The following is a 14,833-nucleotide window of genomic DNA, read 5'->3' on the forward strand; positions in this document are numbered from 1 at the left end:
TAGCCGCCGGCAACCTGTTTCTAGCTGCCGACACTCTGGGTATCGAGTCGGCCAAACCGGCCACGCCGAAATGCGTCGATGGAGGCGTGGATCTCGGCCTCGCTGTTCATCACGAAGGGGCCATGACCCACCACCGGCTCGTCGATCGGTTCACCGGTCAGCACCAGCAGCCGGGCGGCGGTGTTGGCGGCCAGGGCCAGCGTCTCGCCATCGCGGGACAGCTCGACCACGCTGCCACCGCGCACGACCTCCTGATCCTGTACCAGCAGGGTGCCGTCGAGCACTACCAGAAGGCTAGTGTGCCCGTTGGGTAGCGACAAGGTCGTTTCAGCGTCCTCGTTCAATGCCAGCTCCCAGGCGTTGATCGGGGTAAAGGTCCGCGCCGGGCCACGTGCCTCCAGGTACTCGCCGGCCACCACCCTGAGCTGGCCCGCCTCGCCCGGTAGTGTCACCACCGGGATCTCGTCACGGGTCAGGTTCTGGTAGGCCGCCGGGGTCGTCTTGTGGCGCGCCGGCAGATTGACCCATAGCTGGACCATCTCCAGGTCGCCGCCCTGGCGAGTGAAGTCCTCGGAGTGAAACTCCTCGTGGAGGATGCCGTCGCCGGCGGTCATCCACTGAACGTCGCCCGGGCCGATGGTGCCGCCCCCGCCAGAGGAATCGCGGTGGCTGACCTCGCCTCGATGCACGAAGGTCACCGTCTCGAAGCCCCGATGGGGGTGCACGCCGACGCCACGCTTTTGCTCGCTGGGCGCGAAGTGGTGAGGCCCTGCGTGGTCCAGCAGCAGGAAGGGGCTAAGGCGCTCGGCGCCAAGGCGGTCGTAGCTGAACAGCGAGCGCACCGGGAAGCCGTCGCCCACCCAGTGACCGCGAGGGGCAGCGTGTACGGCGTTGATGGTCTTCATGGGACACCTCCTGTCATGGAAGGATCGCTGGCGATCCGTGATGGTGACAGCATAGAATCGAGACGATGGAGGCGGTAGTAGGCAAAATTCGGACGCATCGTTGCATACATGAAACGATGGTGCGCTCAATCACCCTCGACAGGACCCGAGCCGTGCAGGATCTCAACGACTTCTTCTATTTCGTCAAGGTGGTGGACCACGGCGGTTTTGCTCCGGCGGGCCGCGCCCTGGGGCTGCCCAAGTCACGGCTCAGCCGACGTATCGCGGCGCTGGAGGCACGCCTCGATACCCGCCTGATTCAGCGTTCCACCCGTCAGTTTGTGGTCACGGAACTGGGCCAGGCCTTCTATCAGCACTGCCAGGCCATGCTGTGGCAGGCCGAGGCGGCGGTGGAGGTGGTCGAGCGCCACCAGGCCGAACCGCGCGGGCGCATTCGCCTGAGCTGTCCGCCGAGCCTTCTCGCCACCTTGTTCACGCCGCTGTTTTCCGAGTTCCTGCGTCGCTGCCCCCGCATCGACCTGGACGTGGTGGCGACCAGTCGCCGCGTCGACGTGGTGCGAGAAGGCTTCGACCTGGCGATCCGGGTACGCTATCCGCCGCTGGAAGACAGCGAACTGGTGATGCGCAGGCTGTCGCGCAGCCCCCAGCGGCTGCTGGCATCACCGGATCTGGTGGCGCGCCTGGGGATGCCGGAAGCGCCACAAGCCTTGAGCGATTGGCCCAGTCTCGACTTCGAGGAACCGGACCGGCGCCATCGCTGGCGCCTGGACGGTCCCGGCGGCGAGGAGCGAATCATCGAGCATCGGCCTCGGCTGGTGACCGACGACGTGGGGCTCTTGCACCGGGCGGTGCTCGATGGCCAGGGGGTGGCACGCTTGCCGTTGGTGGCCGCGGGCGCCGATCTGTGCGCCGGGCGCCTGGTGGACGTGGTGCCGGGCTGGGAGCCTCGGGCCGGACTGATCCACGCGGTCTACCCCAGCCGCCGCGGACAGTTGCCGTCGGTACGGGCACTGCTCGACTTTCTCGACGGTGCCCTGGACGAGGAGGACGCGCCACTGCCCAGGGCGTAGGGACGATCGGGGTGCGACGGTGCCTGGCCTGACGAGACGGCCCGTGTCCGGCCGTCGGAAACGACAACGCCACGGCATTGGCCGTGGCGTTGTTGGCGCTGGGGCTTGAGCGGCCCCTGCTGTCCTGCTTGTTCAACCCCTGGTCAGGCGTCCTTTCCGCTGCCCTTGGGCGCCTCAGAGGAGGAGGCCTGCGAGGCCTTGTTGCTCAGGCTCGGCCAGGCGCTCGGGTCCACCTTGCCCTTGAGCTTGGGGAACTCGTCCGGGTTGAAGGTCGGCTCCTGGCCGGCCTTGAGCTGACGCTCGTAGTCGCGGAACAGGGCGAAGGCCAGCGGCGAGAGCAGCAGGATGGCGGTCAGGTTGATCAGTGCCATCATGCCCATGGACAGGTCGGCGAAGTTCCAGATGGTGCCGAGCTGGGCGATCGAGCCGATCATGATCATCGCCAGCACCGCCAGGCGATAGATGAACACCGCGCCCGCAGAGCGACGCGAGCCCGCCAGGTACTCGATGTTGGATTCACCGTAGGAGTAGTTGGCGATCAGCGAGGTGAAGGCGAACAGCAGAATGGCGATGGCCACGAACATGCCGCCCCAGTCACCGACGTGCTCGGACAGCGCGACCTGGGTCAGCTGGATGCCGTTGGGTGCGTCGCCGCTCTGCAGCGCCGGCTCCGACAGGATGATCACCGCGGCGGTGGCGGTACAGATCACCAGGGTGTCGAAGAACACGCCGAGCATCTGGATAAAGCCCTGGGCCGCCGGATGGTTCGGTCGGGTGCTGGCGGTGGCGGCCACGTTGGGGGCGGAACCCATGCCGGCCTCGTTGGAGAACAGGCCGCGCTTGATGCCCTGCATCATGGCCTGGGCCACGGCGTAGCCGACGGCACCGCCGGCGGCTTCTTCAAGGCCAAAGGCACTGTTGAAGATCAACGCGATGGCGCTCGGCAGCTCATCGATATTCAGCGCCACCACCACCAGAGCGAGGATCAGGTAGAGCAGTGCCATCAGCGGCACGATCAGCTCCGCCACCTTGGCGATGGAGCGCAGGCCGCCGAAGATGATCGGGGTAACCCCCACCAGCAGGGCGATGCCGACGATCCAGGTCGGGATGTTGAATGCCTGCTCCATGGCCTGGGCGATGGAGTTGGCCTGGACGCTGTTGAAGGCGAGGCCGAAGGCGATGATCAGACAGATCGAGAAGGCGATGGCCATCCAGCGCTGACCGAGCCCGCGCTCGATGTAGCGGGCCGGGCCGCCGCGGAAGGTCTTGTCGCCGTGGTCGACCTTGTAGGCCTGGGCCAGGGTGGACTCGACGAAGCTGGTGGCCATGCCGACCAGCGCGGTCATCCACATCCAGAAGATGGCGCCGGGGCCGCCCAGATAGATGGCCACGGCGACACCCGCCAGATTGCCGGTACCCACGCGGGCCGCCAGGCTGGTGGACAGGGCCTGGAAGGAGGAAATGCCCTCGCCGCCATCACGGGATCCCTTGAGCAGGGCGAACATATGGCCGAAGAAGCGGAACTGGATGCCGCGGGTCATGACGGTGAAGTAGAGACCGGCGCCGATCAACAGGTAAACGAGCAGTTTACCCCAGATCAGGCCGTTGCCGACGGAGACGGCATCGTTGAACCAGGTGGCGATGGAATCCATGTCAAATTGTCCATTGGGTAGGAATGCGGAGGCCATTCTTCACGAATTGCCGCGTATGACAAGGAGCGTAGAGAAAAGATTGAGATAAGGCGTAGTTTTCGAGAAAAAAGATATAGACTTTAGTCGCATCAAGAAGGGTGCTGTTCTCAATGGCACCTCAGGCCAGACATGTGAGGCCGAACGAGGTGTCGGTGAGCCCCTTTACCCGGCGCCGTTTCAGTTTATGCCCAGCGATGCCCGAGACAGGCGCTCGACAGCGGGTTGGGCGGCATTCTGTTGGGCGGCATTCCCCTGGATGGCATTCTGCTGGTGGATGGCGCAGGCCACCCGCAACAGCGATGCCAGGTTAGGCACCTCACCACGGATCTCGATCACCTCCTGATGCAGCTCGCTGATGAACTGAACCGTGGTCAGGTTCTGGCCGGCGGCGATCTCGTTGAGGATATCCCAGAACTCGTTTTCCAGTCTGACGCTGGTCACCGAGCCCTGCAGGCGGATGGAACGGGTGGTGCACTCGTACTTGGCAGGGTCGGTGGAGGCGTACATATGGCACATGGCGTGGTCCTCTCGCTGGCGTCCGGTCGTTATCGATGATGCCGTCTTCTGACCCTGCCTGGCTCTTGCGTCAAGGAGCATTAGACCATGGTCGACGTAGTACCCCAGTGTTACCCGCCGTAGGCGGAGGCGACATAGGCTTTGGAGAGACGCAGTGTCGCATGTGGCGCCTGTCGAATCTGAATTCTAAGGCCTGGGGCAAGGAGTCCTGCTATGAAGGGTAGCGCTTTTTCTCGTCGTGTCTTTCTCAAGGCCAGCGGTGGTGTGCTGATGGGCACACTGGCGATGGCCTCCGGTCCCATCGCCCTGCTGGCGCCCAGTCGTAGCTGGGCCATGTCCCTTGAAACCCTGACCAGTCGCCAGGGCCAGGTGCTGCTGGCGATGACGCGTCACATCTTCCCTCACCCAGACCTTGAAGACGCGGTCTACGCCCTGGTGGTCAAGAGTCTGGACACCAAGGCCGCCGATCCCCAGGTCGCGGCGCTGGTGGCTGAAGGTATCGATGCACTCGATCGCGAGGCGGGGGGGGACTGGCTATCGCTGACGTCGAGCGAACGTCTGACCTTGCTGGAAGCTCGGGCCGGCTCGCCATTCTTCGAACTGGTACGCGGTGACGCCGTGGTCTCGCTCTATGACAACGATCTGGCCTACGCCCACTTCGGCTACGAGGGTGAGGCGGGCAATCCCGGCTACCTGACCAAGGGCTTCAATGATCTGGACTGGCTGCCGGATCCGCCCCGGCCCGAGGGCGGCTACCTGCCCCACGAAGTCCCGGGCTGACCGTCCCATCGGCGCCGGGTGAGGCGAGCGTCGATGACCGCTGGCGACAGCCACGGACAACAACAGACAACAACGAACAGTACGGACCAATGAGGAGGCGTCGTCATGGCCATGACCGACAGTCAGAAGACCTTTGCGCTGGACGATGACAGTGTGGTGGTAGTGATCGGCTCGGGGGCCGGTGGAGGCACCCTGGCGAACGAACTGGCCCAGCAGGGCATCGACGTGGTGGTACTGGAAGCGGGCAAGCTGCACACCACCTCGGACTTTCTGGCCGACGAGTGGGGCGCCTTCAACCAGCTTTCTTGGCTGGACCCGAGGACCACCTCGGGAAGCTGGCGGCTGGCACGGGACTTTCCCAATCTGCCGGCCTGGATCGTCAAGTCGGTGGGCGGCACCACGGTGCACTGGGCCGGTGCCAGCCTACGCATCCAGCCCCACGAGTTCGAGGCCCTGAGTCACTATGGCGCGGTGGACGGCGCTGACCTGCTCGACTGGCCGCTGTCCTACGAGGAACTGGCACCCTGGTACGATCGTGCCGAGGCGCGCATGGGGGTGACCCGCACCCACGACAACAAGGGGCTGCCGGGCAACAACAATTTCAAGGTGATGTACGCCGGGGCGCAGAAGCTCGGCTATTCCTGCAACACCGGCCATATGGCCATCAACAGCGAGATCCGCGATGGCCGGGCGCCCTGCCAGCAGCGCGGCTTCTGCTTCCAGGGCTGCAAGACCCAGGCCAAGTGGTCGACGCTCTATACCGAGCTGCCCAGAGGCATCGCCACGGGACACCTGGAGTTGCGGCCCGAGTCGCATGTGGCGCGTATCGAGCATGACGACGAGGGTCGTGCCAAGGCGGTGGTCTACTTTGATAGCGAGGGCCGCGAACAGCGACAGAAGGCCCGGGTGGTGGCGGTGGCCGGCAATTCCATCGAGACGCCGCGGCTGTTGTTGAATTCCACGAGCAGTCGTTTCCCCAAGGGGCTTGCCAATGGCGCGGACAAGGTCGGGCGCTACTACATGCGCCATATGACGGGTTCGGTCTACGCCACCTTCGATGAACCGGTGCACATGTATCGCGGCACCACCATGGCCGGCATCATCTCCGATGAGGCGCGCCATGATCCGTCGCGGGGCTTTGTCGGCGGCTACGAGATGGAGACGCTGTCGCTGGGGCTGCCGTTCATGGCTGCCTTCCTCGACCCCGGCGCCTGGGGCGAGCGTTTCGCCGGCGCGATGGACCAGTATGATCATATGGCCGGGATGTGGCTGGTGGGGGAGGATCTGCCCCAGGCCAGCAACCGCATCACCCTGAACCCGGAGGTGACCGATCGTTTCGGCCTGCCGGTGGCCAACGTGCACTACGACGATCACCCCAACGACGTGGCCATGAGGCAGCACGGGTATCAGCAGGGCAAGGCGCTGTACGAATCGGTGGGGGCGCGGGATGTCTACGAGGTGCCGCCCTATCCCTCGACCCACAACCTGGGTACCTGCCGCATGAGCGAGCGCCCCGAGGACGGCGTCTGCAACGGCTACGGCCAGACCCACGAGGTGGCGAACCTGTTCATCTCCGATGGCAGTCAGTTCACCACCTCGGCGTCGGAAAACCCGACCCTGACCATCGTCTCGCTGGCCCTGCGTCAGGCAGAATATATCGCGCAGCAGATGGCCGAGCAGGCGATCTGACGCCACCTGAACGACAATCGACCCCTCATCCAAGGAGACCGAGATGCACGACAATTTCCAAGGCGAACAGCACCCCGGCGTGGAGCCGGCCCCCGAGGCCACGCGCGGTTTTCGCCTCAATCACAGCATGCTGAGGGTCAAGGATCCCGAGGTGTCCCTGGCGTTCTATTCACGGGTCTTCGGCATGAGCGTTCTGAGGCGCCTGGACTTCGAGGAAATGCAGTTCTCGCTGTACTTTCTCGCCAACCTCGAGGCGGATGATCAGGTTCCCGAGGACGCCGCCGCCCGCTCCACCTGGACCTTTCAGCAGCGCGGACTGCTCGAGTTTACCCACAACTGGGGCAGCGAGGAGCAGGAAGGGCGGATCTACCACGACGGCAACGCCGAGCCCCAGGGCTTTGGTCATATCTGCTTTGCGGTGCCGGATCTGCACGCGGCGGTGGCCTGGTTCGATGAAAACGACGTCGAGTTCATCAAGCGCCCCGAGCAGGGCAAGCTGAAGGACGTGGTCTTCGTCAAGGACCCGGACGGCTACTGGATCGAGGTGGTGCAGCCGAGCCTGATGGCGAACATGGGCGACGCCTGAAGCGGTTATCTAACGCCAAGCCCCGGCGGCATAGGGCCGGGGGCCATCGAGGCCCGTCCGTCGGACTCAGCCCGCCTGCGTTGGCAGGCAGTGCGGCAGGCTGTCGCGCAGGCTGCGCGGATTGAGGCCCAGGTCGGCGAAGCTGCCGACGCCGTTGGCGACCAGATTGTCTTCGCTGATCAGCCACAGGGTATCGCGGGTCAGCGGCGGCGAGGGCAAGGGCGAAAGGGCCAGTGCCAGGGCGCGCCACAGGGGCAGGGGGACCTTGATGAACCTGGGCTCTCTGCCGAGGTGTCGCGCCACCTGGGTGACCAGATCGCGGTAGCGCAGCGGGTCGGGCCCGCCCAGTTCGTAAAGCGCCCTGGGCAGGCTCGCCCGGGTGGCCAGGCGTGCCAGGGCGCTGGCCAGATCACCCACGTGGAGTGGTTGCAGGCGCATCTCTCCGGCGCCAAACAGCGGCACCAGCGGCATCTTCACCAGCCTTGCCAGGGTCGCCACCAGGCCTGACTGCTGGCCATAGAGGGCGCTGGGGCGAACGATGACCGCGCGAGGTATCTCGCCCATCACCGCCTGTTCGCCTCTCGCCCTGGCGCGCACGTAGGGCGAGGGCGAATCGAGCCGGGCGCCGATGCCGGACAGCAGCACATAGCGATCGATGCCCGCCTCCCGGGCGAGCCGCGCCAGCCTGGCGGCGCCCTCGACATGCACCTGCTCGAAGCTGCGCTTGCCACTCTCGCGGTAGAGGCTGACCGCGTTGATCACCGCGCTGGCCCCCTCAAGGGCCGCCTTGAGGCTCTCCGGATCCTCGATATCCGCCTGGATCGCCTCGACCGGATCGCCGTCTTCCACCTCTTCCGGAAGTCTCGGGTGGCGGGCCACCACGCGGACCGCATGGCCCGCGAAGTAGAGCTCGCGCACCACGGCAGCACCGACAAGGCCGGTGCCACCGATCACCACCACCGGACGTGTGCGGTCACTCATGACGTCCTTTTGCCCTCATGCTGGCGCAGGGCATCCTGCAGGCGTTCCACCGCAAGAAAGAGCTGGCGCCTGGGTTGGGCGCCGGACAGGATGCCGGCGTGTTCGCCGTCGACCAGAAAGCGCAGCGCCGGAACACCGTGAACCCCCTGCGCCTGACCTTCCTCGCGGGAAGCTTGTACCGCCTCGCGGTTTTCACCGGCGGCAAGACTCGCTTCGAGTGCCGCGCCGTCCAGCCCCAGTTGATTGGCGATCTCGGCCAGGGCGCGGGGATCCGACAGGTCCAGGCTATCTTCGAAGAAGCCGCTGAACAGGGCCTTTCGCAGCGCAGCGACCTGGCTGGCTGACGGGGTGTCGCGATAGCGGCGCTCGGCCCAGGCCAGCGTTTCCAGCGCCAGACGCGAGCGTGGTTGGATGTTCGGCTGGCGCATGCTCAGACCTCGCTCCTGAGCCATCGGCAGCACCGCGTCTCGCCACAGTTCGTTCAGGTAGTCGCAGTGGGGATCGAGGGCAGGTTCCGGCTCGGGGCGCAGCTCGAAGGGGCGCCAGACGACGCGGATGTCATGACCGAACCTGTCTTCCAGCGCCTCCAGTTCGGGCAACTCCAGGTAGCAGAACGGGCAGCGCAGATCGCTGAAGACCTCCAGGGTCAGGCGTGGGGGAGCGGGCGGGGTCGGCATGCAACTCTCCTGGGTGGCGGTACGTGGGCCCGGACGGCAATGGGATCGACCCTAGCTTGACGATTGATGACGCCGAAGTGAAGCGCCGACGTCAGCTAGGCTCGATGCTGGCGAAGCTGCGTCAGCCGTGATCACCGGCTGAGGCGACGTCTGCCTGGTGGGGCTGTGCAGCGGATCCTCGTGTGGAGCCTTACGAATCGTTGTCAGTTGGACGGGCGTTGCGCAGATTCAGGGCGCCGGCGCGCTTGACGGCACGGATGGCAAAGCTCGAATCCACGGTATTGACCATGGGCAGGGTCTGCAGCTGTCGCACCCAGCGCTCGTAGCCTTTCAGGTCGGCGCTGACGATCTGCAGCAGATAGTCGAAGGCACCGGACACGGTGTGGCACTCGATGACTTCGGGCATGTCTGCCACGGCGGCTTCGAAGGCTTCCACCAGGGCGTCCTGGTGGCGGCTGAGCTTGACGTGGACGAACACCGTCAGCCCCAGCCCCAGGCGTTCGCGGTCCAGCTCGGCGCGGTAGCGCTGGATCAGCCGCTGTTGCTCCAGCCGGCGTATGCGCCTGGCGCAGGGTGACGGCGACAGCCCCACCCGCTCGGCCAGTTGGTGGCTGGTGAGTCGCGCGTCCTGCTGGAGCAGGGCGAGCAGATGGCGATCGATACGGTCCAGTTTTTTCAACGGATTGGCTCAATCAGGCGGGTTTAGGCGAAATATTGGCATGCCCTGCCAATATGGGTCCAGCGCGTCGGAGTCTTTGCCTGCATTTGCCCGACCGTTGGCGGCAGACTGAGGGTCAGCAGGGTGCTCGTTCAGGCACCCGCCGAACCTCACGGAGTCCTGTCATGTCATCTTCACTGACCCAGGTGGCACCGCTTGTCGCCTCTCCCCGGCGCGCCCTGTTGGGGGTCGCCGCTGCGCTGGGGGCGGTGCTGATCTGGTCGTGCTACTTCCTGTCGCTGCGCCAAGGGGCGCTGTCACCACTGGGAACGCTCGACCTGACCCTGTTTCGCTACGCCGTGCCTGGTCTGGCGCTGCTGCCGTTGGCGCTGCGTCGGCGCCAGCGTCTGCTGGCGGTCAACCCGGTGTGGCTGGTCGGCATGATGGCAGGCGCCGGCATACCCTTCTTCCTGCTGGGGGCGGTGGGCATGGGGCTGGCCCCGGTGGCCCACGGCAGCACCCTGATCCCCGGGGCGGCGCCGCTGTTCGTCAGCACCCTGGCGGTATGGGTCTTCGCTCAGCCGTTGTCGCGGGGGCGTGCCGCCGGCCTGGTCGCCATCGGACTCGGCGTCGTCTGCCTGCTGGCGTCCGGGGGACAGGGCTCGCAGAGCCTGCTGCTGGGGCAGGGCATGTTCCTGCTGTCCAGCGTGATGTGGGCGGTGTTCACCCTCAGCGTGCGTCAGAGCGGTCTGTCGGCGCTCGAGGCCACGGCGGTGGTCACCGTGCCCAGTGGACTGGTCATTGTGCTGACGGTGATCGGGCTCGAGGCGAGCGGGGCGGGGGGGCTGTCCCTGCATCTGGTGCCCACGAAGGAGTGGCTGGTGCAGTTGGTGGTGCAGGGCATCCTGGTGGGGCTGGGGTCTGGCCTGCTGATGGGCGTGGCGATTCGACGGCTGGGGGCCGAGGCGACCTCGGCGCTGGGCTCGCTCACCCCGGTGGCCGCCACGGCGCTGGCCTGGTGGGCGCTGGACGAGACGATCGGCGGGGTCACGGCGGTGGGCATGCTGATGGTGGTGTCCGGCGTGATGATTGCCAGCCGTGGCCGTTGATGGCGCGGCTGTCATTCGAGCAGTGCTGAACCACAGACACCGCCCGTAGGCGGTGTCTGGGTCAATCGTCCAGCAAGGGCAATCAGCAATCAGCCCAGGCGCACCAGCATCTTGCCGGTGTTGGCCCCCTTGAACAGATCGAGGAAGGCTTCCGGCGTGGCCTCGAGGCCCTCGCGCACGGTCTCCTGGTAGTCGATCTCGCCGGCCGCGACCTTGGGGCCGACGTCCTTGAGAAAGGCCGGGTAGTTGTCCCAGTGCTCGAACACGATAAAGCCCTGCATACGCGCTCGGCGAATCAGGATCATCGCCAGGTTGGCCGGTCCCGGTGCCGGGCCTTCATCGTTGTAGCGGGAAATCATGCCGCACACGGCGATGCGGGCGCCGACCCTGAGGTTGTTCAGCGCGGCTTCCAGGCAGACACCGCCGACGTTCTCGTAGTAGACATTGAAACCGTCCGGGCAGGCCTTGGCCAGATCCTCGCTGAGGGTGGCGGCGTCCTTGTCGCGGTAGTCCACCGCGATCACGCCCTGGGACTCGAGCCAGTCGCGCTTCTTCTGGCTGCCGGCCAGGCCGACCACAACACCACCCTTGGCCTTCGCCAGCTGTACCGCCAGAGAGCCCACCGCGCCGCTGGCGGCGCTGACCAGCACATTGTCACCCTGCTGCATCTCGGCGATGGCATTCAGGCCGGTCCAGGCGGTCATCCCCGGCATGCCCAGCACGCCCAGGTAGGCCTGTTCCGGCACGTCCAGATCGGGCAGGGCGGTCACGCCGTCGGCGGGCAGCTGGGCCACGTCTCGCCAGCCACCCATGTGGCTGACCTTGTCACCCACCTTGAAACGATCGTCACGGGATTCGATGACCTCGCCGACGGCGGCTCCTTCCAGCGGTGCCTCGAGCTCGAAGGGTTCGATATAGGTGGTGACACCGCTCATGCGTCCACGCATGTAGGGGTCCACCGACAGCCAGCGATTGCGGATGCGCACTTCACCGTCAGCCAGCGCCGGCAGGTCCTGCTGCTTGAGCTTGAAGACGTCCTGGCTGGGGGTGCCGGTGGGATACTCGCTGATGGTGTAGTAGTTCGACTGCATCATGCCTCCTTTGCGTGATGAACCGGAAGTCGATTGGCTGTCGCTCCGGAGAGGGCGAAGCGTGGCCGAGGATCACTCGGATTCACGCCTCGCTCCGTGATCATCGATAGGTGTACGGTCGCCACAATAGACCAGTCGGTCTGTTTCGTAAAGGGGGCGATTGTCTTCCTGGGTCCGAGGTCTATTCACTACGACTGTGCCGAATCAGCGAGGTTCCCCGAGGAGCGCCATGGACAGGGCGTGGCGGCAGGGCGCTACCCAATCATGACTAAAGTCTAAAGGCGTTTGAAACACGTTTTCGTCAAGCTATGTCGGACATAGCCTGTAGCACCGTCCGACACACGGCGCTACATGTCCGATTTCTCTCGTTCCCTGTATGGATTGCTCCATGTCGGCAAGTTCCACTTCCACGCGTCGCGCGCGCCCGGACATCGCCGATGCCCTGGCCGAGGCGATCTTCGCCGGTGAGTATGCGCCGGGGGACTTCCTGCCCAGGGAAGTGGATCTGTGCGAGCGCTTCGAAGTCAGTCGCTCCACCGTGCGCAGTGCGCTGCAGGTGCTGGTGGCGGCGGGCATGATCACGCGAATCTCGGGCCAGGGATCTCGGGTACAACCGCTGGAGGGCTGGCACCTGCTGGACCCCAGGGTCAGTGGCTGGCTGGCGCGCTTTGCCCATCCCAATCCGGTGATCCAGCGCGAAGTCTTCGCCTTTCGCGTGGCGGTGGAGCCCTTTGTCGCCCGTCTCGCCGCCGAGCACGCCACCGCCGCCGACCTGCTGGCCATCGAGACGGCCTATGAAGGCATGATCGAAGCGCTGGCCAACGATGATCTACGCTTTGATGGCAAGAGCCACGACGAGTATGACGTGGCCTTTCACGAGGCGATCTTTACCGCATCGCACAATCTGGTGTGGGCCCAGATCAGCCACGTTCTCAAACCCGCCATCGCGCTGCTGGTTGAACGCTCCAACCACAGCGCCGACAGGCTCAACGACAGCATGGATCGTCACCGCCGGGTGATGGAGGCGATCCGGCTTCGCCAGCCGCAGGAAGCCGCCCGAGCGGCTCTCGCGGTACTGGAGCGCACCGGGCAGGACCTGGGTCTCGAAGGGGTGACAAGGTCGCCCGCCACGATCGAGACCACCTTCGACGCTCCCGAATTCCCTGCAACTCGCCAACAAGAAGGATGAGATTCCCATGATGGCAAGCACCAAGCTCAAGTTCTCTGGTTCCGCGCTCACGACGTTGGGCGCGGCGATCCTCGCGGCAACGGCGACCTCTGCCCAGGCGGCCGAGTACGAGTGGACCTTCCAGACCTCCGAGACTGCGGGTGAGCCGCAGTTCGAGATGAAGAAGGCCTGGGCCGACAACGTCGAGACCATGTCCAACGGCCGCATCTCCATCGAGATCCTGCCGGTCAACGCCGTGGTCCAGGCCAACCAGACCCTGCAGGCCGTGCAGTCCGGCATTCTTCAGGGCCACCTGACCGACCCGAGCTACTTCACCGGCCAGAACCCGGCCTTCGGCATGATCGGCAACCTGGTAGGCGCCTGGAGCGATCCCTACGACTTCCTCGACTACATGAACAACGCCGGTGGCGAAGAGCTCTACAACAAGCTGGTCGAACCTTACGGCGTCCACCTGATCGGCGCCGCCGCCACTGGCCTCGAGTCGCTGCCGTCGACCAAGCCGGTGCGCTCCATCGACGACATGCAGGGCCTCAAGCTGCGTGCACCCGAGGGCATGGTCTACAACATCTTCGAGGCCGCCGGCGCGACTCCGGTCAACCTTCCGGGCTCCGAGGTCTATACCGGCCTCGAGAAGGGCGTCATCGACGCTGCCGACTACACCGTGTTCGCCACCAACCAGGCCCAGGGGCTGCACGAGTTCGCGCCGTACCCGCTGTACCCGGGCTTCCACTCGCTGCCGATGGTGGCGGTGTCGCTCAACAAGGACGTCTGGGACAGCCTCTCCGATGACCTGAAGGGCATCCTCGAGACCTCGGTCGACGCCCTGGCCTACGAGATGGTGGCCGAGCTCAAGACCCGCGACATGGAAGCCGTGCGCGAGGCTCGCCAGAACCCGGATATCGAGATCATCGACCTGCCGCAGGAGGAGCGCGTGGCGTTCCGCAATATCGCCAAGCAGGAGTGGGAGAACTGGGCCGAGAAGAACGAGATCACCCAGGAATTCTACGAGTCCGTGGTGGCCTACCTCGAGAACCACAACCTGCTGTAATCCTCGCTGGCGTGCGCCAGTGGAACCCGGGGCGGTGCCGAGGCACCGCCCCCTCCTTTTCATCTTGCGATGTCCGCGCCCGTTGGGGCGATAGATCACGGGCGTCGCGATACATCAATGTCGAGGATGTCTCATGAGTGACGAGACACGTGCAGGGCCTGGGCCCGACCCATCACCCGATCCGTCAATGGACAAGACGCCCGAGCGTGCCCCCGATGTGGTGCGCAGTCGGTTCGACCGTGGCGTGGTTCGGGTGGCCCAGTTCGCCGCCTGGCTGGTGTTCATCGCCATGGCCATCAGCGTCTATGAGGTGATCATGCGCTATGGCTTCGGCGCGCCCACCTCCTGGGTCCACGAGACCGTGGTCATGCTGGTGGCGGTCAGCTTCTGTCTCGGCGGCCCGGCCGCGCTGGCCTCCAACCGCCATATCCGGGTCAAGGTGCTCTACGACGCCGTGGGCCCGAGGTTCCGGCTGTGGCTCGATCGCTTCAATGACCTGGTCACCTTCGGCTTCTGCCTGGGCATGACCTACGCCGCCTGGGTGATGTTCTATGGCGCCTCCCACAACCCCCTCGGCGAGTGGCAACTGGAGCGCTCCGGCACCTCCTGGAACCCGCCGTTCCCCGCCCTGGTCAAGGGCATGATCCTCGCCGCGGTGGCGATCATGTGCGTCCAGGCGCTGATTCACCTGATCCAGTCGATCAAGGGCAAGCCCGCCCCCGACGCACCCGAAGGAGGCGCTGACTGATGAGCATCGCAGACGGAACCCTGCTGCTGGTCGGCGCCATCTTCGCGCTGCTGGTCACCGGCCTGCCGCTGGCCTTTATCACCGGCCTGGTGGCG

15 protein-coding genes are annotated in these 14,833 nt (G+C 65.4%); 8 read left to right on the plus strand and 7 right to left on the minus strand.

Features of this window, described 5'->3' with window-relative positions; translation table 11 throughout:
* Positions 1 to 20 precede the first annotated feature (20 nt).
* Positions 21 to 905, minus strand: coding sequence for a pirin family protein (locus KUV74_RS20205; RefSeq protein ID WP_222517208.1), 885 nt, complete (start codon positions 903 to 905; stop codon positions 21 to 23).
* A 152-nt stretch (positions 906 to 1,057) separates the two neighbouring features.
* Here KUV74_RS20205 and KUV74_RS20210 point away from each other — a divergent pair, with 152 nt between their 5' ends.
* Positions 1,058 to 1,975 carry a LysR substrate-binding domain-containing protein gene (locus tag KUV74_RS20210; RefSeq protein WP_222517209.1) on the plus strand — a complete coding sequence of 306 codons (918 nt, stop codon included), beginning with the start codon at positions 1,058 to 1,060 and terminating at the stop codon, positions 1,973 to 1,975.
* A 143-nt stretch (positions 1,976 to 2,118) separates the two neighbouring features.
* On the opposite strand, the gene KUV74_RS20215 is transcribed toward KUV74_RS20210, so the two are convergent.
* Positions 2,119 to 3,627 carry an alanine/glycine:cation symporter family protein gene (locus KUV74_RS20215; protein ID WP_045995065.1) on the minus strand — a complete coding sequence of 503 codons (1,509 nt, stop codon included), beginning with the start codon at positions 3,625 to 3,627 and terminating at the stop codon, positions 2,119 to 2,121.
* A 216-nt stretch (positions 3,628 to 3,843) separates the two neighbouring features.
* Positions 3,844 to 4,182 (minus strand): ribbon-helix-helix domain-containing protein, encoded by a 339-nt coding sequence (locus KUV74_RS20220; protein ID WP_222517210.1) that lies wholly within the window; start codon positions 4,180 to 4,182, stop codon positions 3,844 to 3,846.
* A gap of 213 nt (positions 4,183 to 4,395) precedes the next feature.
* Here KUV74_RS20220 and KUV74_RS20225 point away from each other — a divergent pair, with 213 nt between their 5' ends.
* The 3 genes from KUV74_RS20225 to gloA all read left to right on the plus strand — a co-directional run bounded on the left by KUV74_RS20225 (position 4,396) and on the right by gloA (position 7,237).
* A complete protein-coding gene (locus KUV74_RS20225) occupies positions 4,396 to 4,962 on the plus strand; it encodes a tat (twin-arginine translocation) pathway signal sequence (protein ID WP_222517211.1) in 567 nt (188 codons plus the stop codon).
* A 105-nt stretch (positions 4,963 to 5,067) separates the two neighbouring features.
* Complete coding sequence (locus tag KUV74_RS20230; protein ID WP_108133313.1) at positions 5,068 to 6,651, plus strand: GMC family oxidoreductase; 1,584 nt, start codon at positions 5,068 to 5,070, stop codon at positions 6,649 to 6,651.
* A 43-nt stretch (positions 6,652 to 6,694) separates the two neighbouring features.
* Complete coding sequence (gene gloA, locus KUV74_RS20235) at positions 6,695 to 7,237, plus strand: lactoylglutathione lyase (protein ID WP_045995063.1); 543 nt, start codon at positions 6,695 to 6,697, stop codon at positions 7,235 to 7,237.
* Between the two features lie 66 nt (positions 7,238 to 7,303).
* On the opposite strand, the gene KUV74_RS20240 is transcribed toward gloA, so the two are convergent.
* From KUV74_RS20240 to KUV74_RS20250, 3 genes are all read right to left on the minus strand, one after another.
* Positions 7,304 to 8,218, minus strand: coding sequence for a complex I NDUFA9 subunit family protein (locus KUV74_RS20240; RefSeq protein ID WP_222517212.1), 915 nt, complete (start codon positions 8,216 to 8,218; stop codon positions 7,304 to 7,306).
* The gene (locus tag KUV74_RS20245) at positions 8,215 to 8,895 is read right to left on the minus strand and encodes a DsbA family protein (RefSeq protein ID WP_222517213.1); all 681 of its coding nucleotides are present in this window, start codon (positions 8,893 to 8,895) and stop codon (positions 8,215 to 8,217) included. Before KUV74_RS20245 ends, KUV74_RS20240 begins: the two co-directional genes overlap by 4 nt.
* A 190-nt stretch (positions 8,896 to 9,085) precedes the next feature.
* Positions 9,086 to 9,574 carry an Lrp/AsnC family transcriptional regulator gene (locus tag KUV74_RS20250; RefSeq protein WP_222517214.1) on the minus strand — a complete coding sequence of 163 codons (489 nt, stop codon included), beginning with the start codon at positions 9,572 to 9,574 and terminating at the stop codon, positions 9,086 to 9,088.
* 164 nt (positions 9,575 to 9,738) lie between these two features.
* Between KUV74_RS20250 and KUV74_RS20255 the strand changes: the two genes are divergently transcribed.
* A complete protein-coding gene (locus tag KUV74_RS20255) occupies positions 9,739 to 10,662 on the plus strand; it encodes a DMT family transporter (protein ID WP_124803971.1) in 924 nt (307 codons plus the stop codon).
* Positions 10,663 to 10,751: 89 nt separating this feature from the next.
* Here KUV74_RS20255 and KUV74_RS20260 read toward each other — a convergent pair whose 3' ends face one another.
* Entirely contained in the window at positions 10,752 to 11,753 is a 1,002-nt protein-coding gene (locus tag KUV74_RS20260; RefSeq protein ID WP_222517215.1) for an NADP-dependent oxidoreductase, read from the minus strand.
* Positions 11,754 to 12,141: 388 nt separating this feature from the next.
* On the opposite strand from KUV74_RS20260, the gene KUV74_RS20265 reads away from it, so the two are divergent.
* The 3 genes from KUV74_RS20265 to KUV74_RS20275 all read left to right on the plus strand — a co-directional run bounded on the left by KUV74_RS20265 (position 12,142) and on the right by KUV74_RS20275 (position 14,738).
* Positions 12,142 to 12,942: a FadR/GntR family transcriptional regulator gene (locus tag KUV74_RS20265; protein ID WP_045995058.1), complete on the plus strand. Its 801-nt coding sequence runs from the start codon at positions 12,142 to 12,144 to the stop codon at positions 12,940 to 12,942.
* A gap of 7 nt (positions 12,943 to 12,949) precedes the next feature.
* Positions 12,950 to 13,990 carry a TRAP transporter substrate-binding protein gene (locus KUV74_RS20270; protein ID WP_108449155.1) on the plus strand — a complete coding sequence of 347 codons (1,041 nt, stop codon included), beginning with the start codon at positions 12,950 to 12,952 and terminating at the stop codon, positions 13,988 to 13,990.
* A gap of 187 nt (positions 13,991 to 14,177) precedes the next feature.
* Complete coding sequence (locus KUV74_RS20275; RefSeq protein WP_253028901.1) at positions 14,178 to 14,738, plus strand: TRAP transporter small permease subunit; 561 nt, start codon at positions 14,178 to 14,180, stop codon at positions 14,736 to 14,738.
* Positions 14,739 to 14,833 lie beyond the last annotated feature (95 nt).

This window comes from Halomonas sp. DP1Y21-3, from assembly GCF_019801245.1.
Taxonomy (GTDB): domain Bacteria; phylum Pseudomonadota; class Gammaproteobacteria; order Pseudomonadales; family Halomonadaceae; genus Halomonas; species Halomonas litopenaei.

Coding starts and splice junctions, on each gene's coding strand:
- KUV74_RS20225 (WP_222517211.1), top strand. CDS start 4,396: ATGAAGGGTAGCGCTTTTTCTCGTCGTGTCTTTCTCAAGGCCAGCGGT.
- KUV74_RS20215 (WP_045995065.1), bottom strand. CDS start 3,627: ATGGATTCCATCGCCACCTGGTTCAACGATGCCGTCTCCGTCGGCAAC.
- gloA (WP_045995063.1), top strand. CDS start 6,695: ATGCACGACAATTTCCAAGGCGAACAGCACCCCGGCGTGGAGCCGGCC.
- KUV74_RS20260 (WP_222517215.1), bottom strand. CDS start 11,753: ATGCAGTCGAACTACTACACCATCAGCGAGTATCCCACCGGCACCCCC.
- KUV74_RS20240 (WP_222517212.1), bottom strand. CDS start 8,218: ATGAGTGACCGCACACGTCCGGTGGTGGTGATCGGTGGCACCGGCCTT.
- KUV74_RS20220 (WP_222517210.1), bottom strand. CDS start 4,182: ATGTGCCATATGTACGCCTCCACCGACCCTGCCAAGTACGAGTGCACC.
- KUV74_RS20270 (WP_108449155.1), top strand. CDS start 12,950: ATGATGGCAAGCACCAAGCTCAAGTTCTCTGGTTCCGCGCTCACGACG.
- KUV74_RS20230 (WP_108133313.1), top strand. CDS start 5,068: ATGGCCATGACCGACAGTCAGAAGACCTTTGCGCTGGACGATGACAGT.
- KUV74_RS20265 (WP_045995058.1), top strand. CDS start 12,142: ATGTCGGCAAGTTCCACTTCCACGCGTCGCGCGCGCCCGGACATCGCC.
- KUV74_RS20205 (WP_222517208.1), bottom strand. CDS start 905: ATGAAGACCATCAACGCCGTACACGCTGCCCCTCGCGGTCACTGGGTG.
- KUV74_RS20275 (WP_253028901.1), top strand. CDS start 14,178: ATGGACAAGACGCCCGAGCGTGCCCCCGATGTGGTGCGCAGTCGGTTC.
- KUV74_RS20245 (WP_222517213.1), bottom strand. CDS start 8,895: ATGCCGACCCCGCCCGCTCCCCCACGCCTGACCCTGGAGGTCTTCAGC.
- KUV74_RS20255 (WP_124803971.1), top strand. CDS start 9,739: ATGTCATCTTCACTGACCCAGGTGGCACCGCTTGTCGCCTCTCCCCGG.